This is a genomic window from Bacillus sp. FSL K6-2865 (assembly GCF_040311405.1).
Lineage (GTDB): Bacteria > Bacillota > Bacilli > Bacillales > Bacillaceae > Bacillus > Bacillus velezensis.
In genome coordinates this window covers 1,683,454-1,708,475 of sequence record NZ_CP152036.1, presented here as the reverse complement: position 1 = coordinate 1,708,475, position 25,022 = coordinate 1,683,454, and the positions used below count along the sequence as shown (strand labels likewise).

The 25,022-nt window shown below is 46.7% G+C and carries 23 protein-coding genes; all 23 read right to left on the bottom strand.

What is annotated here, in order from left to right:
• Positions 1–30: 30 nt before the first annotated feature.
• Entirely contained in the window at positions 31–240 is a 210-nt protein-coding gene (locus NYE42_RS08515; protein ID WP_003154161.1) for a YlzJ-like family protein, read from the bottom strand.
• Positions 237–974 carry a ClpP family protease gene (locus NYE42_RS08510; RefSeq protein ID WP_040238970.1) on the bottom strand — a complete coding sequence of 246 codons (738 nt, stop codon included), beginning with the start codon at positions 972–974 and terminating at the stop codon, positions 237–239. Before NYE42_RS08510 ends, NYE42_RS08515 begins: the two co-directional genes overlap by 4 nt.
• 115 nt (positions 975–1,089) lie before the next feature.
• Positions 1,090–2,757 (bottom strand): ribonuclease J2, encoded by a 1,668-nt coding sequence (gene rnjB, locus NYE42_RS08505; protein ID WP_007409811.1) that lies wholly within the window; start codon positions 2,755–2,757, stop codon positions 1,090–1,092.
• A 178-nt stretch (positions 2,758–2,935) separates the two neighbouring features.
• Complete coding sequence (dapA, locus tag NYE42_RS08500) at positions 2,936–3,805, bottom strand: 4-hydroxy-tetrahydrodipicolinate synthase (protein WP_003154166.1); 870 nt, start codon at positions 3,803–3,805, stop codon at positions 2,936–2,938.
• Between the two features lie 30 nt (positions 3,806–3,835).
• Positions 3,836–5,050, bottom strand: coding sequence for an aspartate kinase (gene dapG, locus NYE42_RS08495; RefSeq protein ID WP_003154168.1), 1,215 nt, complete (start codon positions 5,048–5,050; stop codon positions 3,836–3,838).
• 88 nt (positions 5,051–5,138) lie between these two features.
• Positions 5,139–6,179: an aspartate-semialdehyde dehydrogenase gene (asd, locus tag NYE42_RS08490; protein ID WP_012117572.1), complete on the bottom strand. Its 1,041-nt coding sequence runs from the start codon at positions 6,177–6,179 to the stop codon at positions 5,139–5,141.
• 134 nt (positions 6,180–6,313) lie between these two features.
• Positions 6,314–6,904: a dipicolinate synthase subunit B gene (gene dpaB, locus NYE42_RS08485; RefSeq protein ID WP_007409809.1), complete on the bottom strand. Its 591-nt coding sequence runs from the start codon at positions 6,902–6,904 to the stop codon at positions 6,314–6,316.
• Between the two features lie 2 nt (positions 6,905–6,906).
• The gene (gene dpaA, locus NYE42_RS08480; RefSeq protein ID WP_007409808.1) at positions 6,907–7,797 is read right to left on the bottom strand and encodes a dipicolinic acid synthetase subunit A; all 891 of its coding nucleotides are present in this window, start codon (positions 7,795–7,797) and stop codon (positions 6,907–6,909) included.
• A 156-nt stretch (positions 7,798–7,953) separates the two neighbouring features.
• Complete coding sequence (locus NYE42_RS08475) at positions 7,954–8,211, bottom strand: YlmC/YmxH family sporulation protein (RefSeq protein ID WP_003154176.1); 258 nt, start codon at positions 8,209–8,211, stop codon at positions 7,954–7,956.
• Positions 8,212–8,289: 78 nt separating this feature from the next.
• Positions 8,290–9,525 carry a pitrilysin family protein gene (locus NYE42_RS08470; protein ID WP_095352144.1) on the bottom strand — a complete coding sequence of 412 codons (1,236 nt, stop codon included), beginning with the start codon at positions 9,523–9,525 and terminating at the stop codon, positions 8,290–8,292.
• 39 nt (positions 9,526–9,564) lie between these two features.
• Entirely contained in the window at positions 9,565–10,524 is a 960-nt protein-coding gene (locus tag NYE42_RS08465) for a polysaccharide deacetylase family protein (protein ID WP_015417486.1), read from the bottom strand.
• A 112-nt stretch (positions 10,525–10,636) separates the two neighbouring features.
• A complete protein-coding gene (gene pnp / locus NYE42_RS08460) occupies positions 10,637–12,760 on the bottom strand; it encodes a polyribonucleotide nucleotidyltransferase (RefSeq protein WP_007611468.1) in 2,124 nt (707 codons plus the stop codon).
• 174 nt (positions 12,761–12,934) lie between these two features.
• On the bottom strand, positions 12,935–13,204 hold the full coding sequence (gene rpsO, locus NYE42_RS08455; protein WP_003154182.1) for a 30S ribosomal protein S15: 270 nt from the start codon (positions 13,202–13,204) through the stop codon (positions 12,935–12,937).
• Between the two features lie 165 nt (positions 13,205–13,369).
• Positions 13,370–14,311, bottom strand: a complete 942-nt coding sequence (gene ribF / locus NYE42_RS08450; protein ID WP_352426893.1) for a bifunctional riboflavin kinase/FAD synthetase — start codon at positions 14,309–14,311, stop codon at positions 13,370–13,372.
• 19 nt (positions 14,312–14,330) lie between these two features.
• Positions 14,331–15,260, bottom strand: coding sequence for a tRNA pseudouridine(55) synthase TruB (gene truB / locus NYE42_RS08445; RefSeq protein WP_042635200.1), 930 nt, complete (start codon positions 15,258–15,260; stop codon positions 14,331–14,333).
• Between the two features lie 84 nt (positions 15,261–15,344).
• Positions 15,345–15,698 carry a 30S ribosome-binding factor RbfA gene (gene rbfA / locus NYE42_RS08440; protein ID WP_003154185.1) on the bottom strand — a complete coding sequence of 118 codons (354 nt, stop codon included), beginning with the start codon at positions 15,696–15,698 and terminating at the stop codon, positions 15,345–15,347.
• A 16-nt stretch (positions 15,699–15,714) separates the two neighbouring features.
• Positions 15,715–15,993, bottom strand: coding sequence for a DUF503 domain-containing protein (locus NYE42_RS08435; RefSeq protein WP_003154188.1), 279 nt, complete (start codon positions 15,991–15,993; stop codon positions 15,715–15,717).
• Positions 15,990–18,140 carry a translation initiation factor IF-2 gene (gene infB, locus NYE42_RS08430; RefSeq protein WP_015417484.1) on the bottom strand — a complete coding sequence of 717 codons (2,151 nt, stop codon included), beginning with the start codon at positions 18,138–18,140 and terminating at the stop codon, positions 15,990–15,992. The genes NYE42_RS08435 and infB overlap by 4 nt, the downstream gene beginning before the upstream one ends.
• 19 nt (positions 18,141–18,159) lie before the next feature.
• Entirely contained in the window at positions 18,160–18,462 is a 303-nt protein-coding gene (locus NYE42_RS08425) for a YlxQ family RNA-binding protein (protein WP_003154192.1), read from the bottom strand.
• A 1-nt stretch (position 18,463) separates the two neighbouring features.
• Entirely contained in the window at positions 18,464–18,739 is a 276-nt protein-coding gene (gene rulR / locus NYE42_RS08420; RefSeq protein WP_003154193.1) for a glucose-induced regulator RulR, read from the bottom strand.
• A 13-nt stretch (positions 18,740–18,752) separates the two neighbouring features.
• On the bottom strand, positions 18,753–19,874 hold the full coding sequence (gene nusA / locus NYE42_RS08415) for a transcription termination factor NusA (protein WP_003154195.1): 1,122 nt from the start codon (positions 19,872–19,874) through the stop codon (positions 18,753–18,755).
• Positions 19,875–19,913: 39 nt separating this feature from the next.
• Positions 19,914–20,384: a ribosome maturation factor RimP gene (gene rimP / locus NYE42_RS08410; protein ID WP_007409801.1), complete on the bottom strand. Its 471-nt coding sequence runs from the start codon at positions 20,382–20,384 to the stop codon at positions 19,914–19,916.
• Between the two features lie 239 nt (positions 20,385–20,623).
• Positions 20,624–24,937: a PolC-type DNA polymerase III gene (locus NYE42_RS08405; RefSeq protein ID WP_144464351.1), complete on the bottom strand. Its 4,314-nt coding sequence runs from the start codon at positions 24,935–24,937 to the stop codon at positions 20,624–20,626.
• Positions 24,938–25,022: the final 85 nt, after the last annotated feature.

Here is a 25,022-nt window from a genome sequence, read left to right as displayed (position 1 = left end):
TTTGCCCCCGAGAAACGGACTGAATGCCGGTTAGATTTTCAGCTTGATTTTTTGTCCAGGAGCGATGTCCGGATTCAAGAAATCCATCGGGTTCGTACTTAAAATCTGTACGACTTCAGCTTCATTTCCCTTCATCTCAACTAGCAGCGGCACGCCGGCGTAATCTACCTGTTCATGCACGCTTTGCTCTATATCCTGACCGTAAACGACTTCTTGGGGCATGACGGTATAAAGGATCATTGAATCATCCTTCCTTCCTCGCCCTTTCGTTCCTCAATCAGCTGATTCAGCTTTTTTATCGCCTGTCCGACGCCGCCCACGGCATCAATTAATCCGTAATCAGCCGCATCTTTCCCGACTACGTTCGTCCCGATGTCCCTGGTTAAGTTTCCTTTTGAAAACATCAGCTCTTTGAATTTTTCTTCGGAAATATTTGAATGATGGGTCACAAAATTGACGACCCGCTCCTGCATTTTGTCCAAGTATTCAAATGTTTGCGGAACCCCGATAACCAGACCTGTAAGCCGAACGGGGTGAATGGTCATAGTCGCTGTTTCCGCGATAAAACTATGATCACATGACACGGCGATCGGCACACCTATCGAGTGTCCCCCGCCGAGTACGATTGAGACGGTCGGTTTTGATAAGGATGCGAGCATTTCCGCAATCGCAAGCCCCGCTTCCACATCGCCTCCGACGGTGTTTAAGATGATCAGAAGTCCTTCGATTTTCGGATTTTGCTCAATGGCGACGATTTGCGGAATGACGTGTTCATATTTGGTTGTTTTATTTTGCGGCGGGAGCTGGACGTGCCCCTCAATTTGGCCGATGATCGTCAGGCAGTGAATATTGCTATCTTGGGACATTTGCGGCAGAGATGTCTCTCCCAGCTGCTGAATTTTGCTCATAATGCTGTCTTTCGCATCTGATTTTTCGGGCTGCTGTTCTTCGGTGTTTTCCATACGATGATCCATTTTATCTTTCACCCTTTCCGAATGTCTCTTTGTATTATGAACAAAGATGATGATTTCCATCCGGGACATGAACAAAAACAAAGCCGGAGCATCATGCGCTCCGGCTTTGTATACATTATACTTCCATAATGATCGGAATGATCATCGGCTTGCGTTTTGTTTTTTCATAAAGGAATTGATTCAGCGCATCACGCATTGCTTGTTTCAGCGTGGACCATTCTACGGCAGATGTTTCCGTCGCTTCAGTCACGATAGAGCGGACGAGCTCAGTAGCTTGTACAATTAGACCTTCTGATTCTCTGACATACACGAAACCGCGCGTAATGATCTCAGGACCTGATACGAGGTTCTTTTTCTGCTTATCGAGTGAAATCACGACGATGAGAATGCCGTCTTGTGACAATAAGCGGCGGTCTCTCAGCACGATGTTGCCGATGTCGCCGACTCCGAGGCCGTCAATCAGAACGTTTCCGTACGTGACTTTATCCCCGATTTTCACATTCTGGCCGCGGAATTCAACGACGTCACCTTTTTCAATCAAGAAAATGTCGCTGCGTTTCATGCCGATCTCTTCTGCGATTTTGGAATGCGCTTTTTGCATTCTGAATTCACCGTTAACCGGAATTAAATATTTCGGTTTCAGCAAATTAAGCATGAGTTTCAATTCTTCCTGCGAACCGTGACCGGACACATGCACGCGCTTTTGGGCGAAAATGACTTGAGCGCCGGCGCGGGCAAGCAGGTTGACGGTTTTGGAATATATCAATTCATGCCCCGGAATCGGTGTTGATGCAATGACAACGGTGTCTCCTTCTTCAATGTTAAGCTGCTTGTGCGCCTGCTTGGCCATCCGCGTAAGAGCGGCTAGCGGCTCACCATGGCTTCCGGCTGTAACAATTGCCACTTCCCGCTTCGGATATTTTTTCACATCCTGCACAGGAATAAACATTTCATCTTCGGCTTCAATATAGCCGAGCTTGCGCCCAAGCTGAAGCACGTTTTGCAGATTTTTTCCGGCGATTGCAAGTTTGCGGCCGTTCTGGACGGCAGCCTGTATCACTTGCTGGATCCGGTTGATATTAGACGCGAATACAGCAATGATGACACGGTTTTCTGAATTGTTCATCGCATCGGAAATTTCACCGCTTACATATGCTTCTGACGGAGTATACCCCGGGCGCTCCGCATTGGCGCTGTCAGAAAGCAGGGCGAGCACGCCGCTGTTTCCGATTTTGGCAATTTCGCCAATGTCACATGATTGGTGATAAGCAGGCGTCTGGTCAAATTTAAAGTCTCCCGTGCATACAATAGAGCCAAGTGATGTTTTGAAGCTGACTCCCACTGAATCCGGAATACTGTGAATCGTTTTAAAGAACGATACTTTCGTTGATTCAAATGTAATGACTGATTTAGAGTGAACTTCACGCAAATCAGCTTTTCGATTATGCCCGTACTGCTTGAGTTTTTCTCTCAGTAATGCAAGCGTAAGCTTCGTTCCGTATACCGGCACCGACAGCTTGTTCAATAAATAAAAGACGCCCCCGATGTTTTCATCGTGCCCGTGTGTCAGAAAGATGGCCTTCACGCGGTCAGCTCGTTCTACTAAGTAGGAAATATCCGGAATGACGACATCAATACCGAGCATTTCATTTTCAGGGTGCATCAGCCCTGCATCCACTACAAATATGTCTGAGTCAATTTCAATGACATATAGGTTCTTCCCAATTTCTCCGACGCCGCCAAGGGCGATAATTCTGACGTTTTCTGTATTTTTCTTTTTCAAAATCTGTATCCTCCTAGTCTCATACCCGTCCATCATCACTTGTTCCTATTATAACTGATATCAATTTTAGAAAACAAGAAGAAGCGGAAGGTTTAGGGAAAACCAATATGTATACAAAACGGTCAAACTCACGATAAAAATGAGAATGACCGCGTATTTTAACTGTATAAATTTTTTCTTACAGTTCGCTGATGACGCTGCTCAGGCTCAGACGTTCATCTTCATTCAGCGGGATAAGAGGAAGACGCACAGATCCGACATCAAGGCCTTTCAGCTGTAACGCCGTTTTGACCGGAGCCGGATTAGGCGCTTTAAAGAGCTCCTTCATGATCGGCAGAAGCTTCTGATGAATCAGTGCCGCGGTTGCCGTCTGCCCGTTCGTATAGTTTTTAATCATCTGCTGCATGTCAGAACCTACGATATGGCTGGCCACTGACACGACTCCTCTTCCGCCGACTGCGAGAATAGGAAGCGTTAACCCGTCATCACCTGAATAGACGTAAAAATCTTCCGGTGTTTCGGCAATGATTTTCGTAATGGCATCAAGATCGCCGCTCGCTTCTTTAATCGCAGAGATATTCGGAATCTCCGCAAGTCTGATGGCCGTTTCCGGCGCAAGCGAAGCGACCGTTCTGCCCGGCACGTTGTAAAGCATCACAGGAAGAGACGTTTCTTCAGCTATGGCTTTAAAATGACGGTACATCCCCTCTTGGGAAGGCTTATTATAATACGGCGTGACAAGCATAACGCAATCGACGCCGGCTTCTTCAGCTTTTTTTGTCAGTTTAATGGAGTCTTTCGTATTGTTGCTTCCCGTACCCGCAATAACAGGCACGCGTCCGTTCACTTCTTTGACTGTAAATTCAAAGAGTGCAATTTTTTCTTCCGTTGAAAGTGTCGGAGATTCGCCGGTCGTGCCTGCGACGACTAAAGAATCCGTGCCGTTTTTCAACAAATAGTCGATTAATGTAGACAGTTTTTGAAAGTCTACATTCCCTTTACTGTCAAAGGGGGTAATCATCGCTGTAGATATATTTCCGACATTCATTTTTTTCACCTCATCATGATTCAATCACATTTACTTTGAAAGTTCAAACACTTCATGCAGCGCATTTACGGCCGTTACCATATCTTTTTCATGAACGAGCACCCAGATCGTCGTATGGCTGTCGGCAGATTGCAGAATCGGAATGCCTTTATCAGAAAGTGCGGAGACGATTTTTGACGTGACACCCGGAACACCCATTATCCCGGCGCCGACCGCTGACACTTTCGCACAGCTCTCCGTCACTGTCGGCTCATATCCTAATTCAGCCAAAATGCTGCGCGCGGCTTCCGTTTTACTGCCGGCTACGGTATATACGATTTCACTCGGCGTAATGTTAAAGAAATCTACGCTGATTCCGGCATTTGCCATTGCTTTAAAGACTTCAGTCTGAACGTTGTATTGCCCCATTTTGGCGGGAACCTTAAATTGCGTCACATCTTTCACATGGGCGATCCCCGTGATCAGCCGTTCGAATACATCGCTGCCGATGTTAGACGAATGATGGGACGTCACCAAAGTGCCTTTGTCTTTTGAATAAGTGGAGCGCACGCGGATCGGCACCTTTGCCTGCATGGCGATTTCCACCGCGCGCGGATGAATGACTTTCGCGCCTTGATAGGCAAGGTTGCAGATTTCCGTATATGTGACGTTCGGAAGCGGCTTAGCATTTTCCACGATTCTCGGATCGGCTGTCATAACGCCTTCCACGTCCGTAAAAATGTCGATAAACTCAGCATCTACCGCCGCGCCGAGCGCCGCTGCTGAAGTATCGCTTCCTCCTCTGCCGATCGTCGTCGTGTCGCCTTTTTCAGTCGCTCCCTGAAATCCCGCGACAACGACAGCGTCATGGCTGGCAAGTGCAGCGAAAAGCCGCTCTGTTTTCATTTCTATAATTTTGGCGTCAGTATGCTGGGCATTGGTTAAAAAGCCGGCCTGGGCTCCTGTTAAAGCTGCGGCTTTTATGCCGTTTTCCTTCAGCATGCTGGAAAAAACAACGGACGAAATCGTTTCTCCGCAAGACAGAAGCATATCCTGCTCTCTCGGAGAAATGTCGGACTGGCTGCCGTAAAGGAGCCCGATTAAAGAATCTGTCGCGTACGGGTCTCCTTTTCTTCCCATCGCCGATACGACAACAACAACTTTATAACCTTCACTGATGGCATCTTTAATGTGTGCTAGCGCAAGCTTGCGGCCTTTGTCATCTTTTACGGATGTTCCGCCGAATTTTTGAACAATGATCTTCACTATTTTCACTCCAAATTAGTCTGACGTAACAGAAGAGAGCAGGCAGAGCCTTACTCTCTTCTGTTCGCCTATAGAAAATACGTTTGTTTTATACGAGGTTCAGTTTTTGCAGGCTCTCCGCGATTTGGACTGAGTTCCAAGCGGCGCCTTTTAACAGGTTATCAGAAACAACCCACAAATGAAAACCGTTTGCTCTGTCCAAATCTTTACGGATTCTTCCTACAAATACATCGCGTTTGCCGACGCAATCAGCAGGCATCGGGTAAAGCTGCTCCGCCGGATCATCCTGAAGCGTGACACCCGGAGCTTCTTTTAAAAGCTGTTTCATATCTTCAACGGTTGCGTCATCACGGTCCAGCTCAATGTAAACAGATTCTGAGTGCCCTGTTTCAATCGGCAGTCTGACACATGTCGCAGCCACTTCCAGATTCGGCATATGCATGATTTTTTTCGTTTCATTAATCATTTTCATTTCCTCAAACGTATAGCCGTTATCTTGGAATTTATCAATTTGCGGAATGGCGTTAAATGCGATTTGATAATGCTTTTTGTCGCCTTTAACCGGCATAATGGACGGTTCTGCGGGTTCATTGTTTAAAATCGCCTTTGTCTGGCTGTACAATTCCTTCGCCGCTTCATTGCCGGCCCCGGACACAGCTTGGTAAGTAGATACAATGACTTTTTTCAAACCGTACGCTTTGCGGATCGGTTCAAGCGCAGCCACCATCTGAATCGTTGAACAGTTAGGGTTGGCGATAATGCCGTTATGTTTGTGCAGATCACCTTCGTTCACCTCAGGCACCACGAGCGGTGTATTTTCGTCCATCCGGAATGCGCTGGTATTGTCAATCACGATGGCTCCCCGTTTTACAGCCTCAGGCGCCAAGCTTTGTGATACGCTTCCGCCGGCGCTGAATAACGCGATATGAACGCCTTCGAAGCTTTCAGGAACAGCTTCCTGCACTGTATATTCTTCGCCTTTAAACGTTACTTTCGTACCAGCAGAACGCTTTGAGGATAGTAGTGTGAGTGTTTCGATTTCAAAGTTTCTGTCTTCCAGTGTTTTCAGCATTTGCTGTCCTACGGCTCCCGTCGCTCCGACAACTGCTACGTGTAATCCTCTTCCCATCTGTAAAACTCCTTCCGCCAATTAAGCATCATTTGTTGAATTGACTTTGCATTTTACGTTTTATTTTACCATAGAATAGTCACGGATTGATCGAATTTTTTTATTCCGGAATGATTTTCTGTCATCATGATTTTTTATTCATGATGGTGTACGAGCACCGGCTGAACCTGCTGGTGCAAAAGAGCTTTTTCTACCGTAATCGGAAGGAGATCCATTCTGGCGACGAGCGATGTCGGTTTTTTCACGTGGTCGTCCTGGCCGAACGGGATGAAATATATGTTTTTTGCGGACATCAGCCTCATTAAATTCGTTCCGTTTAAACCGAGTCCGTCGTTTGTCGAAATTCCGAGCACGACCGGGCGGCCGTTGCGGATCGTGGCTTTCGCAGCCATAAGGACGGGGCTGTCAGTCATCGCATTTGCGAGTTTGCTCATTGAATTTCCGGTTAAAGGGGCGATGACCATGCAGTCGAGCGGAAGTTTCGGCCCGAGAGGCTCCGCTTTTACGATGGAATCAATCGCCTCAAAGCCTGTTGCTTCTTCAATTTTTCTGACCCAATCTCCCCCCTCCCCAAAGCGGGTATCGGTCGATTGAACGGTTGATGTCACGACCGGCCGGACTTCAGCTCCTTGACTGATAAGCGCCTCTATTTGCGGAAAAACTTCCTCATATGTGCAATGCGAGCCGGTTAATCCGAATCCGATTCTTTTCCCTTTCAGAGACATGGTTATTTCCCCTCTTTCTTTAAGTCTGCCAAAAGCTTGCTCAATACGTTCGCAATAATCTGTCCGGCTGTTTTCGGGGCCACAATTCCCGGAAGACCCGGAGCAAGCAGCGCTTTAATGCCTTGTTTTTCAGCATATTTGAAATCCGTTCCGCCCGGACGGGATGCTAAATCCAAAATCAAGGTCTTCGGCGTCATGCGCGATAAAACGCTTTGATTCAGAATCAAGCTCGGTACGGTGTTAATGCAGATATCAATATCATTTACATGTTCAGTAAGCTCTTCAAGTTGAAAAGGAGAAAGCCCCATTTCCGTTATACGGGCCAAATGAGCCGAACTCCGCGCGCCCACTTTTACCTTCGCCCCTAACGCCGCAAACGTCCGGGCGATCGTCATACCGGTGCGCCCCATGCCGAGAACGGCGACATTTGATCCGTGAATGGTATAATCCGTATGCTGAATCGCCATCATGATTGTTCCTTCAACAGTGGGAATCGAGTTGAATATCGCGATATCGTCCCGTTCAAATAATTTCACAAGTTTGCGGCCGGCTTCGCTGGCGATCCCCTCAAGATACGCGTTGGAGATGCCTGAATAAATGACGCAATGCTCCGGTGTCCGCTCAAGATAGCTCTGCTTTAATACCACTTCTTCATTTGAAAAAACCGTGGAAACAACGCCTTCTCCGGTCGTTGCCGATACGGGCAGGATGATACTGTCTATTTTTTGAAAGGGAATCTCATCAATTTTGCATTTGACGGTTCCTGTAAAACCGTCATCCAATTGGTCAAACCCTGCAAGATAAATATCGGCATGCTGTTCTGTCAGCTTTCTTATAATCTCAAGCTGTCTTGCGTCACCGCCAATGATCGCAATTGTCAATCCGGTTAACATCTGAAACGTTCACCTTCTTTACAGTTACTGGATCTTTTAAGTGTCATCCTCCTCTTCATCGTATGTGCAAAGAGAAAGGGCGGTGAATGTACAGCGTCTTTTTCATGAAAAAAGCACCGGCTGTATGAGCCGGTGCTTGCAAAAAATGAATAAGATCTACTCTTCGGGAGGCGTGATCTCCCCCGGAACGTCTAAAATGATCATGTCTGACCCGATTTTTTGGATATGGTTCCAGGGGACGCGGATGTCGTGGCCTTGTTTTCGCAATCCGAACCATTTTACCGTCGGTATCAACAGCGCGGTAATTTGTCCGTCCTGTTCATTAATTTCCAAATCGGTCTGGCCGAGCACGCCGAGCCGCTCTGCCCGTTTAATGTCCACAATTTCTTTACCTGACAGTTCACTGAGCCTCATGATAGCCACCCCCTTGTACTATATGACCCGGAGCAAAAAAAAATGCCTGCCCCGTATAGAGGCAGACTGCTTTTCCGCTTAAGATGAAGCCGGCATATTGCCGGTCGGGCTGATGAGCGATAGTGCGTAATCATCCGTAAATAAGCGGCGGCTGAGGCCGTTGACGCTTTCCAGGCTGACCGCATTTAATTCAGTGATAATTTCATCCATGGTCTTATGCTTTCCGAGCAGGAGTTCGTTTTTCCCGTTCCGGCTCATTTTGCTGTTTGTGCTCTCTAAGCTGAGCATTAAGCTCCCCTTCATTTGCTCTTTGCTGTTTTCCAGCTCTTTCGGGGTGATACCGTCACGTTTTAGAACCGATAACGTTTCCTGAATGGTTTCAGACAGAAGGCCGAGCTGATTCGCGCCGGTGCCTCCGTAAATCGTCAGCATACCGCTGTCTTCATAGGAACTGTGATAGCTGTATACAGAATAGGCCAGTCCTTTATCTTCGCGCACATCCTGGAAAAGACGGCTGCTCATGCTTCCGCCCAGCACGTTGTTTAAGACGATCAAATCGTAAATGTCCGGGTCTCCGACTTTCAGGCCTTTGAAACCGAGACAGAGATGCGCCTGTTCGGTGTCTTTTTTTCTGGTCAGCTTTTCATAATGAAACTCAGGCTCGCTGATGCCGCTTGCTTTGCCCTTCGCTTCGTATGTACCGAACCATTTCTCCACGTCTTTAATGAATTGTTCCGTTACATTTCCGGCGACAGAAATGACGACGCGGTCCGGCGTGTAAAAGTCATCCATATGCTGTCTGAGAGAATCACCGTTAAATGACGAAAGCGTTTCCTCCGTCCCGAGAATCGGGTAGCCGAGCGAATGATTGCCGTATGTCGCTTTGCTCAGCAGATCGTGGACAATGTCATCCGGCGCGTCTTCATACATTTTAATTTCTTCATATACGACGTTCTTTTCTTTTTTGAGCTCACCTTCGTCAAAAGCAGAATGAAAGAACATATCAGCCAGCACATCAAGTGCGTAGTTTGCATGCTCATCCAGCACTTTGGCGTAATAGCACGTATATTCTTTTGAAGTGAAGGCATTCACTTGGCCGCCTATCCGATCGAAGGATTCTGCGATTTCACGTGCGGACCTGGTATTTGTTCCTTTAAAAAACATATGCTCAAGAAAGTGCGAAATACCGTTTGTATCCGGCGTTTCATGACGTGACCCCGTCCCGATCCAGACGCCGATTGCCACAGACCGCACCGTTGGATTATTTTCAAGCACAACTCTTACACCGTTTTGGCATGTATAGCGTTTTATCAAGTCTGTTCCTCCTATTCAAAGACAGGCAACTGCCGCCTGCTACTTCATCAGCCTGTTTTCATCCATTAAGTCAGACACTGAGCCGAGCGCGTAGCCTTTTTCTTTGATTTTTGCAATCAGTGTATCCAGGCTTTTCGCAGTCGGATCAGTCGGATGCATTAAAATCATGGCTCCGTTATGTATTTTGCTCAACACCCTTGTTTGTAAAACAGCGGGAGACGGTTTTTGCCAGTCAATGGTGTCAACGGTCCACATGATGGTGCCCATTCCTTTTTCCGCCGCAAGGTCGACCACGGCTTTTCTGAAGCTGCCGCTTGGCGGCGCAAACCATTTCGGCTTCATGCCGAGCGTCTCGCTGATTTGTGCATTGGTTTTGTCAAGCTGTTCGGAAATGCTTCCTGAAGTCAGTTTGCTCATATCAGGGTGATTGTATGAATGATTTCCGATTTCATGTCCGTCTGCCGCTATTTTTTTCCCCAGTTCCTGATTGTTTTTCAGCCATTTCCCTTCAAGAAAGAAAGTTGCTTTGACCTGGTGCTGCTTCAGAATAGGCAGCATTTGCTCCACGTATTCATTTCCCCAGGCGACATTTATCAGGAAAGCGACCATCGGTTTGTCGGGATTTCCTTTATAAATGGGTTCGGGCGCGAGAGAATCAAGATGGACTTTCGGTTTTACCTGCTCATAGACAAGGCCGTCTTCGTGAAATTCTCCGTCCTTTTTCATTTGTTTATAGGATTTTTCCACATTGACTTTTAAACCGTTATATCCCGGTATACTCTTCCATATTTTATCAATCCGCGCGTCTTGCGGCTTCACTTCATACTCTGACGCTTTTTGCAGTAATTCTTCATAGAGCGGATCTTTTGATGCTGACACAGTTACAGCGTCTTTTTTCATTGCGTCTATGTAATCAACTGTATACGGATTTTTTAACATTTCAAACGAAACAAAAAAAAGAAATAAAAAAACGGCAAACGGCACGAATTTTTTCAACATGTCCTTCCCCCCTCACCACACATTATGTATGAGGAGGACAAGGTAGAACCCGTCTGTTGTCTTTCTCAAAATAAAGAAGCCGGGTCTCCCAGGCTCCTTGTTAGGTTTTCATTTAAGATTGTTGTTGTTCCTGTTCTTTTTCTTTCTCTTCGCGCAGCACTGCTTTACGCGACAGATTCACTCGTCCCTGTTTGTCAATTTCAGTTACCTTCACAAGGATTTCGTCACCGATTTTCACAACATCCTCAACCTTGCCGACCCGTTCGAGCGCTAGTTCAGAGATGTGAACGAGACCGTCTTTTCCGCTGAAGATTTCAACGAAAGCGCCGAATTTCTCAATCCGTTTGACTTTACCGAGGTAAAGCTGGCCGACTTCGACTTCTCTGACAAGATCTTCGATGATTTTTTTCGCTTTTTGGTTGCTGCTTTCATCAGTAGAAGAAATAAAGATGGTGCCGTCTTGTTCAATGTCAATTTTAACACCGGTATCTTCAATGATTTTGTTGATTTGTTTACCGCTCGGTCCGATAACGTCACGGATTTTATCCGGATTAATGTTCATCGTTAAAATTTTCGGCGCATATTGAGAAAGTTCTTTTCTTGATTCACCAAGCGTGCTGAGCATGCTGTTCAAGATTTCCATTCTTCCTTTTTTCGCCTGCTGAAGCGCTTCTTCAAGAATTTCTCTTGAAAGACCTTCGATTTTAATGTCCATTTGCAGCGCTGTCACGCCTTTTTCCGTGCCGGCTACTTTAAAGTCCATGTCACCGAGGGCGTCTTCCATCCCTTGAATATCCGTTAATACCGTATAGTACTCGCCTGATTTCACAAGTCCCATCGCGATACCCGCAACAGGGGCTTTAATCGGAACACCTGCGTCCATCATGGCAAGCGTGCTCGCGCAAATGCTGGCCTGTGAAGTGGAACCGTTTGATTCAAGCACTTCGGATACGAGGCGGACCGTATACGGGAAGTCTTTTTCATTCGGAATGACCGGCTCAAGCGCACGCTCTCCAAGAGCACCGTGACCGATCTCACGGCGTCCCGGTCCGCGCATCGGGCCTGTCTCCCCTACGCTGAACTGCGGGAAGTTATAATGATGCATAAAGCGTTTTGATTCTTCCACGCCTAAACCGTCAAGAATCTGAACGTCCCCAAGGGCGCCTAATGTACAAACGCTGAGCGCCTGCGTCTGTCCTCGCGTAAACAGCCCGGAGCCGTGCGTTCTCGGCAGAAGGCCGACTTCTGAAGAAAGCGGGCGGATTTGATCAACGCCGCGGCCGTCCGGACGGACTTTTTCTTCTGTGATCAAACGGCGCACTTCGTTTTTCACAAGTTTAGACAGTGTCTGTTTCACTTTTTTAATCGTATCTTCATCATGCTCTTCTTCTTCGAATTTCGCGACAACTGCATTTTTCACTTCATTAATCGCGTCTTCGCGAGCATGTTTTTCGTGAACCTGAATGGCGCTGAGAAGATCCGGCTCCGCAAGGCTTTTTACTTTTTCGCTGAGCTCTTCGTCAATTTCATACAGTTCGATTTCTGTTTTTTCTTTGCCGACTGCTGCGACGATTTCTTCTTGGAATGCGATCAGGCGCTTAATTTCTTCGTGACCGAACATAATCGCCTCAAGCATGATTTCTTCAGGAACTTCATCCGCTCCGGCTTCCACCATGTTGATGGCGTCTTTTGTGCCTGCAACGATGAGGTTGATATCACTTTTTTCAAGCTGGTCAACCGTCGGATTGATGACGAATTTCCCGTCAATGCGGCCTACCGTCACACCCGCGATCGGGCCTTCAAACGGGATATCGGAAACGCAAAGAGCGAGTGATGAACCGAACATTGCAGCCATTTCAGATGAGCAGTCCTGATCAACACTCATGACAATGCTGATGACCTGTACTTCGTTACGGAATCCGTCTGCGAAAAGCGGGCGGATCGGACGGTCGATCAGACGGCTGGCTAAAACGGCCTTTTCACTTGGACGGCCTTCTCTTTTAATAAAACCGCCCGGAATTTTACCTACTGCATATAATCTTTCTTCATAGTTAACGGTAAGCGGGAAAAAATCTAGCGGTTTCGGTTCTTTTGATGCGGTTGCTGTGCTGAGCACTGCAGTATCGCCGTAGCGGACCATGACAGCGCCGTTTGCCTGTTTGGCAAGCTGGCCGGCTTCTACTGTAAGCTGTCTGCCGGCCCAATCTATGGTAAAGACATGTTTCTCTTGTCCCATTCGATTACGAGCTCCTCTCTTAATGTGTGAAATAATCAATTACTCCTATTATGAACGAAATGAATTGAACATATCAATGTCAAAGTAGTATGTAAAAGGATTTCATTGTTTTTTTATTATTATTTTTTTCGCTTTAATACGATAAAAAAGCGGGAATCCTCCCGCTTTTTACGATTATCGACGTAAGCCTAGTTTGTTAATTAACTCACGGTAACGAGTTACGTCTTTATTACGCAGATACGTAAGAAGATTACGACGTTTACCTACCATTTTAAGAAGACCGCGACGTGAGTGGTGATCTTTCTTGTGAGTACGCAAATGCTCGTTCAAGTTGTTAATTGAGTCTGTTAGGATAGCGATCTGAACTTCTGGAGATCCAGTATCAGATTCGTGTGTTTTGAACTCGCTGATGAGTTGATTTTTACGTTCTTGAGTAATTGCCATCCTGTTTCACCTCCATATCATAATTAGCCCCAGTTACCTAGCAACCGTCGGTGACTTCGGATTGCCAAGCAATGGTTTTAAGACTACGAAACATATGATACTAAAAATCGCGCCCATATGCAAATCTTTTAGAAGAAAATTTGTGTACTTTTGATGTTTTTTCCGTTATTTGCTGAAAAAACGGATCGCTTCTTGCTTGTCTTTCCCGATCTGAGCCGTCAGTTCATCGATGCCGTTAAATTTCCGTTCGCTTCGGATTCGTTTGTACCACTCGATTTTAACGTCTTCTCCGTATACATCCTGCTGAAAATTAAACAAATGTACTTCAATTGACGGCTGATCGGGACGCTTTTCATAAAAGGTCGGTTTGTAGCCGATGTTGCAGACGCCTTCATACACCTCGCCTTTTATTTCGGCTTTCACTGCATACACGCCTGTCGGCGGCACTATATAACTGTTGTGCAGGCCGACATTCGCGGTCGGAAAACCGATGGTGCGGCCTCTTTTGTCTCCGTGAATCACAGTGCCCCGGACAAAATACGGCTGGCCGAGAAGAGTGTGCGCAAGTTCAACGTCACCATCCTGCAGCGCTGACCGGATATAAGTGGAGCTGATCTTTCTGTCCTGCTCGGTCTGTTTCTCGACAGTCGTGCATCCGGCCTTGCCGTTTAAATCGTCCGGCAGCGTCTCCATCGTGCCTTTTCCGTATTTTCCGTACGTAAAATCGAAGCCTCCCACAGCGTGCCGCGCGTTTAACCCTAAAATATACTCCTCAGCAAACTGTTTTGGAGACAGAGACGCAAACGCTTCATCAAACTTTACGACATACAGCACATCAGCGCCTAAACGCCCGATCTGGCTGATTTTATCTTCAAGCGGCGTAATCAGATCCTTTGGCTCTTTGTCCCTGCCCAACACATGGGAAGGGTGGGGATGAAACGTCATAACGGCCAGCGACAGGCCTTTTTCTTCGGCAATTTGTCTGGCTGTTCCGATTACTTTCCGGTGTCCCAAATGAACGCCGTCAAAGTAGCCGAGCGCCATGACAGACGCCGACTGCTCTTCTTTTTGTAAATGATGTGGATGAGAAATATGTATCGTCTTCACAGAACGGTCACCTTTTTTCTTATTGTTCGCTTTTTTGCATGAGCACTTTAGCCGGTTTCAGCAGTCCTTTTTTTGAAGGATGCGGCATATAAATGGCCACACATTCTCCGTCTTCAGTACAGACCGCTATACGGGCGTCAGCTGTCATTGCAGAAAATTCCGCCGGGATGTCAAACACTGACCCGTTTTCAGCTTTCTTAGCTAATGTATCACTTATGACCCATTTCGGCAAATGATTGAGCGCTCTATCGATCGGCACGGCATGCTCTGCAACCGTTCCGTCTGAAACCTGCTGTTCAAGTTCCTCAAATGTGAAACACTCATCAAGGCTGAAATCGCCGGAAGCGGTGCGGATGAGATGCGACATATGCGCGGGATAGCCGAGTTTTTCACCGATTGTCACCGCCAATGTTCTCACGTAAGTGCCCTTTGAGCACGTGACTGTAAAGCGGAATGATGCTGTGTCTTCTTTATAAGTGACAGGGGAAGTGAGCGCGATATCTTCAATCGTGATATTCCGCTTCGGCCGCTCCACTTCAATACCGGCTCTGGCGTATTCATAGAGCTTTTTCCCGTTAACCTTTACAGCGGAATACATCGGCGGCACTTGCTCCTGCGGTCCCTTCAGTTCGTCTAAAACGGCTTTGATATCCGCTTCTTTCAGCGGCTCCTTGACAGGTTTTACGCTGACCGTTTCTCCAGTCTGGTCTTCGGTCGATGTGGAGAAACCGAGAGTGATCTCAGCATCGTACGTTTTTGACTTGTCGGTGACGTACTCAACAATCTTTGTGGCCCGTCCGACACAGATCGGCAGTACGCCTGACACTTCCGGATCAAGCGTTCCCGTATGTCCGACTTTCTTTGTTTTTAACAGTTTTCTTATTTTCATTACACAGTCGTGAGAAGTCATGCCGACCGGTTTATGTAAAAGGAGAACTCCGTTAACCATATGTCTTTCGCTCCTTTGTTATCAATTGTATCCCGTAAAACGCAGAAAAGAGGACAGACGACACTCGCCCATCCTCTTTCCTTGTTATTCAGACGGTTTATCTGAATGCAGTTCGTGAATCAATGTTTCAATACGGTTGCCGTACTCAATTGATTCATCAAATTCAAATTCAAGCTCAGGCGTTTTGCGGAGTCTGATTCGGCTGCCGATTTCGGAACGGATAAATCCTTTCGCTTTCTCAAGCCCTTTCAGCGCCTCCTCTTTCTTTTTCTCTCCGCCGAGAACGGAGATATACACCTTCGCTATTTGTAAATCACCTGAAACACGTACGTCTGTTACAGTGAGAAATCCGATTCTCGGGTCTTTCAGCTTTCGGCTGATAATATCCCCGAGCTCTTTTTTCATCTGCTCGCCGACACGGTTTGCTCTCATACTCAATTCAATCACCTCTAAGTTAAAACCACTCTGTTCTAGTGATCGTCCGTTCTATTTCGGGAAAGGAGTCAATAAACGCGAGTACACGCTGGATCTCCTTTTCCGCCTGAACGTGAGAGGAGGAGACGACGGCGATTCCGAAGCTGGTCCGCTGCCAAGTGTCCTGATAGCCGATTTCTGCGGCCGACACGTTGAACTTATTCTGAACCCTCGTTATAATCCGCTTCAGAACGGCTCGTTTCTCCTTTAATGATCCCGCATCATAAATGATGCATTCACATTCCGCAAATCCGATCACTTTCTTTCGATTTCCTGCATGACATACGCTTCAAGGATGTCGCCTTCGCGAATGTCATTGTATTTCTTAATTGTAATACCACATTCATATCCTTGTGAAACTTCTTTCACATCATCTTTGAAGCGTTTCAGAACGTCTACTTCCCCTTCGAAGATGACCACGCCGTCACGGATCAGGCGGAGTCCGCTGTCACGTGTAATATGGCCGTCTGTTACATATCCGCCGGCAATCGTACCGATTTTCGACACTTTGAATGTTTGGCGCACTTCAACCTGGCCGATGACTTTTTCTTCGTATTCAGGATCAAGCATTCCTTTCATCGCCGCTTCAATTTCTTCGATGACTTTGTAAATGATACGGTGAAGACGGATATCTACATTTTCAGCTTCAGCCGTGCTCTTAGCATTTCCGTCTGGGCGCACATTAAACCCGATAACGATTGCATTTGAAGCAGATGCGAGAATGATGTCTGATTCCGTAATCGCACCGACGCCTGTGTGAATGATTTTTACTTTTACGCCTTCTACTTCAATTTTTTGAAGAGCGGCTGTTAACGCTTCGGCTGAACCTTGAACGTCAGCTTTTACGATTAAATTGATGTCTTTGACATCGCCTTGTTTAATTTGTTCAAACAGATCATCGAGGCTCAGCTTCGCTTTGTCGCTGCGCTGTTCTTCCAGTTGCTTGGAAGCGCGTGCTTCACCGACAGAACGGGCTGTTTTTTCGTCTTTAAAGACGAGGAATTGATCGCCAGCCTGCGGTACGTCGTTTAAGCCCGTGATTTCTACAGGTGTGGACGGTCCGGCTGTTTTCACGCGGCGGCCGAGATCATTGACCATGGCCCGCACGCGGCCGAATGTATTTCCGACAACGATCGGATCTCCGACATTCAATGTTCCCGTTTGAACGAGAAGTGTCGCGACAGATCCTCTTCCTTTATCGAGCTCAGCTTCAATAACCGTTCCTTTTGCCTGACGGTTCGGATTGGCTTTCAGCTCTTCCACTTCACTGACAAGCAGAATCATTTCGACAAGCTCGTCAATTCCCTTGCCTGTAAGAGCGGACAGAGGAACGAAAATTGTTTCTCCTCCCCATGCTTCAGGAACGAGTCCGTATTCAGTCAGCTCCTGCATGACACGGTCAGGGTTCGCGCTTTCTTTATCCACTTTATTCACGGCAACGATAATCGGAACCTCAGCCGCTTTCGCATGGTTGATGGCTTCGACTGTCTGCGGCATAACGCCGTCATCAGCCGCTACGACTAAAATGGTAATATCAGTTACTTCCGCACCGCGCGCACGCATTGTTGTGAACGCCGCGTGTCCCGGAGTATCTAAGAACGTGATTTTTTTGCCGTTTTCTTCGATCTGGTAAGCCCCGATATGCTGGGTGATTCCGCCGGCTTCACCTTCAACAACTTTTGTTTTTCTGATGCTGTCAAGGAGGGTCGTTTTCCCGTGGTCAACGTGGCCCATGATCGTCACGACAGGCGGACGGATTTGAAGATCTTCTTCTTTGTCAGCCTCTTCATATTTTTCAAGCTCAGTTTCTTCAAGCACAATCACTTCTTCTGTTTCTACACCGTATTCAGATGCGATCAGTTCGATTGTGTCTTTGTCAAGCTCCTGATTAATGGTAGCCATTACGCCCAGAAGCATCAGTTTTTTAATGAGTTCAGACGGCTCTTTGCCCAGTTCCTCGGCTAAAGCTCCGACTGTTAAAGAGCCGGAAAACGTAATTTTCTCAGGAAGCTCTTTTTTCGGCTTCAGCGGTTTTTGCTGATACTGATTTTTGTTGTTATGATTGCGTTTGTTTTTGTTTTTGTTGTTGTTGTTATTCTTCTTGTTTTTGTTAAATTGATTATTCTGCACGTCATTCTTCTTTCCGTCTCGAATTTTGTTTGGTTGATTCCCAGCAGGCTGCTGATTAATCCCTTGCGGCTTGTTTTTGTTCGTTTCCGCAGGCTTCTGAGATGTAACGCCGGCGCCGCCTTTTTTAAATTTCGCATCAAGCTGCTTAATGGTCTTTTCTTCAAGCATTGCCATATGGTTATTTACTACTATATCCATGTTTTTCAGCGCAGTCAAAATTTCCTTGCTTGAAACATTGATGGCTTTTGCATATTCGTAAACTCTCATTTTAGCCATTCGTTCACCCCCAAAAATATTAATCGAGCAAGCTGATCAGCTTATTCGCAAAACCTTGGTCAGTGACGGCGACAACGACACGTGATTCCTTGCCGATAGAGCGGCCGAGATCAGCGCGGCTTTCGACTTTTTTATAAGGCACTTTATAATAATTGCATTTATCGGATACTTTTTTTGCAGTATTCGCAGATGCATCTTCTGTCAGCAGAACAAGTTTTGCACGCGCATTTCTAATTTCTTTTATAACCAAGTCCTCGCCCGACACGACCTTACGAGCTCGATTGGCCAGACCCAGCAAGGGAAACCATTCCATTCCAGACATGTTATTTTTTCACCTTTTCCGCCAGTTCCAGCAATTCTTCGAAAATCTGGTCATCGATTTGTGATTGAAATTGATTTTGCAATGTGTTTTTCTTTTTCGCAGCTAAGATGCATTCTTTCTCAAGGGTGATATAGGCACCCCGCCCGTTCTTCTTTCCGGTCGGATCGACTGAAATCTCTCCTTCTTTAGAACGGACAATTCGGATCAGTTCCTTTTTAGGCTTCATTTCCCCCGTTACCACGCATTTGCGCAGAGGAATTTTTTTTCGCTTATTCACCTAAAGTCACCTCTTATTCATCCGATTCGGCTGTTTCAGGCTCCATAAAGAGCGGCTCTAAATCGTCATCTTCTTCATGCTCTCTCGGATAGATGCCAAGGTCTCTTGCATCCGTTTCACTTTTGATATCGATTTTCCAGCCTGTCAGTTTCGCAGCTAAGCGGGCGTTTTGCCCTCTTTTTCCGATTGCCAGAGAAAGCTGGTAATCAGGAACGATGACAGTCGTGGCTTTTTCTTCTTCGCTGACGATGACATCCAGCACTTTAGACGGGCTGAGCGCATTGGCAACAAATTCAACCGGATCATCAGACCAGTTGACGATATCAATTTTTTCGCCTTTCAGTTCATTGACGATCGCCTGCACGCGCTGGCCTTTAGGACCGACGCATGAACCGACCGGATCAACGTCAGGATCATCAGTGCGGACGGAGATTTTAGAGCGGTCGCCCGCTTCTCTGGCAACGGATTTCAGTTCGACCGTTCCGTCATAAATTTCCGGCACTTCGATTTCAAAAAGACGCTTCAACAGACCAGGATGCGTTCTTGATACATAGATCTGAGGCCCTTTTGTCGTTTTTTCGACTTTTGTGATAAATACTTTAATCCGATCGTGCGGTTTATAGCTCTCATTCGGCATTTGTTCATTGACGGGCAGCAGCGCTTCAATCTTACCGAGAGACACGTAAATAAACTTGCTGTCTAAGCGCTGTACAATTCCCGTCATGATGTCTTCTTCACGATCGATAAATTCTGAGTAAATCACGCCGCGCTCAGCTTCACGGACACGCTGCGTCACCACTTGTTTCGCCGTCTGCGCAGCAATGCGGCCGAAGTCTTTCGGCGTTACTTCTATTTCAACGACATCTCCGACAAGGTAGTTCGGATGGATGTGCTGGGCGTCGTCAAGCGAGATTTCAAGTCTTGAATCGTATACCTCGTCTACGACATCCTTTCTTGCGAACACGCGGATCGTGCCCGTCTCACGGTTCAGATCGACCCGTACGTTTTGCGCCTGGTTAAAATTTCGCTTATACGCGGAAATTAAGGCAGCTTCAATTGCTTCGATGATAATGTCTTTACTGATGCCTTTTTCTTTTTCAAGAATAGTGAGAGCATCTAATAGTTCACTGCTCATGTTAGCGGTCTCCCCCCTTAAACACTAATACTTCATTCATTAAAATGTTACAGCTAATCTTGCGTTAGCTATTTTTTCATACGGAATATTGACCCGTTTCTTTCTTGTTTTGACCGTCATCTCTATTGTAACAGTTTGTCCATCGAATTCAGCCAATTTGCCTTCAAACACTTTTAAACCGTCAATCGGTTCGTACGTTTTCATGTACACATTTTTGCCCAGTGATTTTTCGAAGTCGGCTTTTTTCTTTAATGGACGCTCGGCTCCAGGAGAAGATACTTCAAGAAAGTAGTTCTGGGTGATCGGATCGGCCTCATCCAGCTTTTCGCTTAACGCTTCGCTGACTTTGGCGCACTCCTCAATATCAACACCGTTCTCGGAATCAATAAACACGCGAAGGAACCAGTTTTGACCCTCTTTGACAAATTCAATGTCTACGAGTTCAAGCTGAAGGTCATCCAGTATGGGCTGAGCCATTTCTTGAACGGTATCAGTCACTTTTTTGCTCATGTTTTTCCTCCTTGTGCTGTCGATATCATATCAGCCGTTCCTCTGCATAAAAACCCTGCTTCAAAAGAGCAGGGGCATTGAGAAAACGATGGACATGTCGAGGCAAAATTGCCTGTTCAATACAAAAGAGCGGGTTTCCCCACTCTTTGCCTCGGTAATCGTTAGCATTTCCAATAAAACTATACCATAACCATATATTTAATGCAAATCAAACTCCGCTCGGAGGCTGTGCACAAAGCTTAAAACAGAGACAGCTGATTTTGGTCCGGAAGCGACTCAAGACAGCCGTGACGGTCTAAATACTCTAAAATGGTTTTTGACACTTTTCCTCGTTTTTGAAGATCCTCTTTTGAAAGGAACTCCCCTTCTTTCCGCGCTTTCACAATATTGAGAGCGGCGTTGGTTCCGAGTCCCGGAATTGAGTTGAACGGCGGGATGAGACTGTTGCCGTCAATGATAAATTCCGAAGCGCTCGAACGGTATAGATCGACCTTCTGGAAAGAATAGCCGCGCTCACACATTTCAAGCGCAAGCTCTAACACGGTAAGGAGGTTTTTCTCCTTCGGCGAAGCATCAAGCCCTTTAGAGCTGATATCATCCATCACCGCTCTGATGGCGGTCGAGCCTTTAATCATTGTATCAATGTCAAAGTCATCTGCGCGGACGGTAAAATACGCAGCATAATATAAAAGCGCGTGATGCACTTTAAAATAGGCAATCCGCACCGCCATCAGCACGTATGCGGCGGCGTGGGCTTTCGGGAACATGTATTTGATTTTTTTGCATGAATCAATATACCAGTTCGGCACATTGTTCTTTTTCATTTCTTCTTCCCATTCCGGCGTCAGGCCTTTGCCTTTACGGACGAATTCCATGATTTTAAAGGCCAGTGAAGGCTCAAGGCCCTGATAGATCAAGTAAACCATAATGTCATCACGGCAGCCGATCACTTCGCTCAGTTCACACGTATTGTTGTGTATCAGTTCCTGCGCATTGCCGAGCCATACGTCTGTTCCGTGAGAAAGCCCGGAAATCTGGACAAGCTCGGAGAACGTCGTCGGCTTCGTATCCTCAAGCATCTGCCGCACAAATCGCGTCCCGAATTCAGGAATGCCGAGCGTCCCCGTTTTACAGCCGATCTGCTCTTCAGTGACGCCGAGCGATTCTGTGCCTTGGAAAATCTTCATAACTTCCGGATCATCTGTCGGAATCGTCTTCGGATCAATTCCGCTTAAATCCTGAAGCATCCGGATGACGGTCGGATCATCGTGCCCCAATATATCAAGCTTCAGCAGGTTGTCATGAATGGAGTGGAAGTCAAAATGAGTCGTTTTCCATTCAGACCCCGTCGCATCTGCCGGGAATTGTATCGGTGAAAAATCGTAAATATCCATGTAATCCGGGACAACGATAATCCCCCCCGGGTGCTGGCCGGTCGTTCTCTTAACGCCGGTGCAGCCCTGCACCAGACGGTCGATCTCCGCGCCGCGCATGTGCAGGTTGTGATCGCCCGCATAGCCTTTCACATATCCGTAAGCCGTCTTTTCCGCGACGGTGCCGATCGTTCCAGCGCGATACACGTTATCTTCACCGAACAATACTTTCGTGTAGTTATGGGCATGCGGCTGATACTCACCTGAGAAGTTCAAGTCGATATCGGGTACTTTGTCACCTTTAAAGCCTAAGAACGTTTCAAACGGGATATCATGTCCGTCCTTTTTCAAAGGTGTGCCGCAAGACGGGCAGCTTTTATCCGGAAGGTCAAAACCGGAACCGACTGATCCGTCATTAAAGAATTCGGAATATCGGCAGCTCGGGCACACGTAGTGCGGAGCGAGCGGGTTCACTTCAGTGATTTCCGTTAAGGTCGCCACAAGCGATGAACCGACGGACCCCCGGGAGCCGACGAGATAACCGTCATCCAGAGACCGTTTTACAAGCTTATGAGAGATGAGATAAATAACGGCGAACCCATGACCGATGATACTTTTTAATTCTTTTTCTATTCTCGCTTCTACAATTTCGGGAAGCTCTTCACCGTAAATGCTTCTGGCGCGCTGATAGCTCATTTCACGGATTTCTTCATCAGCCCCGTCAATTTTCGGCGTGTACAGATCGTCTTTGATCGGTTTGATCTCATCGATCATCGAAGCGACTTTCTGCGTATTGTCAACCACGATTTCTTTCGCTTTTTCCGCACCGAGGAAGGAGAAAGCCTCCAGCATTTCATCTGTCGTTCTGAAGTGCACTTTAGGCAGTTCGTGTCTGTTTAACGGGTTGGCGCCGCCTTGGGAAGATATTAAGATCTTCCGGTAAATTTTATCCTCATCGTTTAAATAGTGGACATTTCCCGTAGCCACGACCGGCTTATTCAATTTTTCTCCGAGCTTCGTAATGTTGGCGATGATTTCTTTCAGCGCTTTTTCATCCCGGACGAGCTCAAGCTGCAGAAGGTGTCTGTATACTTCCGGCGGCTGCACTTCAAGATAATCATAGAAGGATGCGATATCTTCAACCTCTTCAGGTGATTTTTGCATCATGCCTTCAAAGACCTCTCCCCTGTCACAGGCAGAGCCGATTAACAGACCTTCTCTGTATTTATTAAGCTGCGACCTCGGAATGCGCGGCACTCTGTAGAAATATTGAATATGAGAAATGGACACGAGCTTAAACAGATTTTTAAGGCCGGTCTCATTTACGGCAAGCAATGTAGCGTGATAAGGCCTTGATCTCTGATAAGCATTGGATTGTCCCATATTCTCATTCAGCTGATCATGATAAAAAATGTCACTTTCAGCGGCATCTTTGAGCATTTTCAACAGCAGGTAGCCCGTTGCTTCAGCGTCAAAAACCGCTCGGTGATGCTGGGTTAATTCGATATCAAACTTCTTACATAACGTATTTAAGCGGTGATTTTTAAACTCAGGATACAGGAAACGCGCGAGTTCCAGCGTATCAATGACCGGATTTTTCGCTTTTTCCGTTTTCAAAAGTCGCTTGTACGCCACATTTAAAAATCCCATATCAAAGCTGGCGTTATGAGCCACAAGCACGTCATCGCCGATCCATTCTTTAAAATCCCGGACGACGTCAACGACATCGGGAGCGTCGCGGACCATGTCGTCCGTAATCCCGGTAAGCTCTATCGTCGTTGCTGACAGCGGATGGTGCGGATTGGCGAATGCTTCGAATTTATCGATAATTTCTCCGCCTCTTATTTTGACTGCGGCAAGCTCAATGATGGTGTCATACACTGCGGACAAACCTGTCGTTTCAACGTCAAAGACGACGTATGTGTCTTCTTCCAGGAGACGGTGAGCTGGATTGTATGCGATCGGAACGCCGTCATCTACGATATTGGCTTCCATTCCGTAAATCATTTTAATGCCGTGTTTTTTCGCGGCGGAATAGGCATCCGGGAAAGACTGCACAACGGCATGATCAGTTAACGCAATCGCTTCATGTCCCCATTTTTTCGCCTGTTTGACAAGCTTTCCGATGCCCGTTACAGCATCCATTTGGCTCATCGGAGAATGCAGATGAAGCTCAACCCGTTTTTCGCCTTCAGGAGCGGTGTCTTCACGGGTTTTGGCTTTTATTTCATTTACGTCATTTGCAATCATGACGAGGTCTCTGACGAATGTATCGTTTTGAATGCTTCCCCGCGCCTTCACCCACATGCCTTTTTTCAGCGTTTTCATCAAAGCGGCGTCTTCTTTTTCTCTGGCGAACATTTTTACTAAAATGCTGTTTGTATAGTCCGTGATTTTGAAAATGCAGAGCGTGCGTCCGCTTTTCAGCTCGCGTGTTTCAGCATCAAACACAAACCCCTGCACCGTAATTCTTCTTTCTTCATCCATGATGCTGTCAAGCGTCCGGATTTCTTCGTTCTCTTTAATTTGATAGCCGATGACAAGCGGTCCGGACGGTGCCTGATCCTCATCGCCCTCTTTTTCCTTCTTCTCCATCTCGATAAGCGCCTGCATCGCCCGCTCCTGATCTTCTGCAAGCTTTTGCTCGCGGAATTTCTGGACTTCTTGGTCAGATACGAAAATTTCGGTATCCAGCTGCAGTTCCGGAAAGCCGAATTGGCGGTAGCTGTGCTGAATCAGCGCGCTGTATTTATTTTTGAGCGCAGATGCTTCTGTATCTGTTTTTGTTTTCACGATCAGTTTGTTTCCCTTGAGCTTCGGCTTCTGCTGATTCAAAAGAGCCACCATCGGCGGCGAGGTTCCTTCAAGCTCTTCAATACAGCGTGTCCAATAATCCTGTACAAGCTCCTCTGTCACTGTAGGGTCGATGACCTGAACAGACGATGTGACACGGGCGATGTGAGCAAACGATTGTGTTAACCTCATCATGAATGAATCATATATTTGATACGGCAAAAGAGCCTTAAAGCGAAATTGGAAATGCCAGGCCTTTTCTGCTTTATGGATTGTCAGTTTATCAATCTCTCCGTCTTCAAAGTATGTCATGAAGGTATCATCTGTCATATTAAGCTGCTGCAGAAGAATCTGAAACTGTCTTCTGTTTACTGATAACTGTTCCATTCAGACAGTATCCCTCCCTTAAAACATCATAAGTGAAGGTACCTCCGCAGGTGATGAGGTACCTTCTTTTTTCTCTATTTTAACA

What these genes read in the sequence shown, in the direction of transcription:
- NYE42_RS08515 (WP_003154161.1), bottom strand. Translation starts at nt 240, where the DNA reads ATGATCCTTTATACCGTCATGCCCCAAGAAGTCGTTTACGGTCAGGAT.
- NYE42_RS08510 (WP_040238970.1), bottom strand. Translation starts at nt 974, where the DNA reads ATGGATCATCGTATGGAAAACACCGAAGAACAGCAGCCCGAAAAATCA.
- dapA (WP_003154166.1), bottom strand. Translation starts at nt 3,805, where the DNA reads ATGAATGTCGGAAATATATCTACAGCGATGATTACCCCCTTTGACAGT.
- asd (WP_012117572.1), bottom strand. Translation starts at nt 6,179, where the DNA reads ATGGGAAGAGGATTACACGTAGCAGTTGTCGGAGCGACGGGAGCCGTA.
- dpaB (WP_007409809.1), bottom strand. Translation starts at nt 6,904, where the DNA reads ATGTCTCTGAAAGGGAAAAGAATCGGATTCGGATTAACCGGCTCGCAT.
- dpaA (WP_007409808.1), bottom strand. Translation starts at nt 7,797, where the DNA reads ATGTTAACCGGATTGACAATTGCGATCATTGGCGGTGACGCAAGACAG.
- NYE42_RS08475 (WP_003154176.1), bottom strand. Translation starts at nt 8,211, where the DNA reads ATGAGGCTCAGTGAACTGTCAGGTAAAGAAATTGTGGACATTAAACGG.
- NYE42_RS08465 (WP_015417486.1), bottom strand. Translation starts at nt 10,524, where the DNA reads ATGTTGAAAAAATTCGTGCCGTTTGCCGTTTTTTTATTTCTTTTTTTT.
- pnp (WP_007611468.1), bottom strand. Translation starts at nt 12,760, where the DNA reads ATGGGACAAGAGAAACATGTCTTTACCATAGATTGGGCCGGCAGACAG.
- rpsO (WP_003154182.1), bottom strand. Translation starts at nt 13,204, where the DNA reads ATGGCAATTACTCAAGAACGTAAAAATCAACTCATCAGCGAGTTCAAA.
- truB (WP_042635200.1), bottom strand. Translation starts at nt 15,260, where the DNA reads ATGGTTAACGGAGTTCTCCTTTTACATAAACCGGTCGGCATGACTTCT.
- infB (WP_015417484.1), bottom strand. Translation starts at nt 18,140, where the DNA reads ATGGCTAAAATGAGAGTTTACGAATATGCAAAAGCCATCAATGTTTCA.
- NYE42_RS08425 (WP_003154192.1), bottom strand. Translation starts at nt 18,462, where the DNA reads ATGTCTGGAATGGAATGGTTTCCCTTGCTGGGTCTGGCCAATCGAGCT.
- nusA (WP_003154195.1), bottom strand. Translation starts at nt 19,874, where the DNA reads ATGAGCAGTGAACTATTAGATGCTCTCACTATTCTTGAAAAAGAAAAA.
- rimP (WP_007409801.1), bottom strand. Translation starts at nt 20,384, where the DNA reads ATGAGCAAAAAAGTGACTGATACCGTTCAAGAAATGGCTCAGCCCATA.
- NYE42_RS08405 (WP_144464351.1), bottom strand. Translation starts at nt 24,937, where the DNA reads ATGGAACAGTTATCAGTAAACAGAAGACAGTTTCAGATTCTTCTGCAG.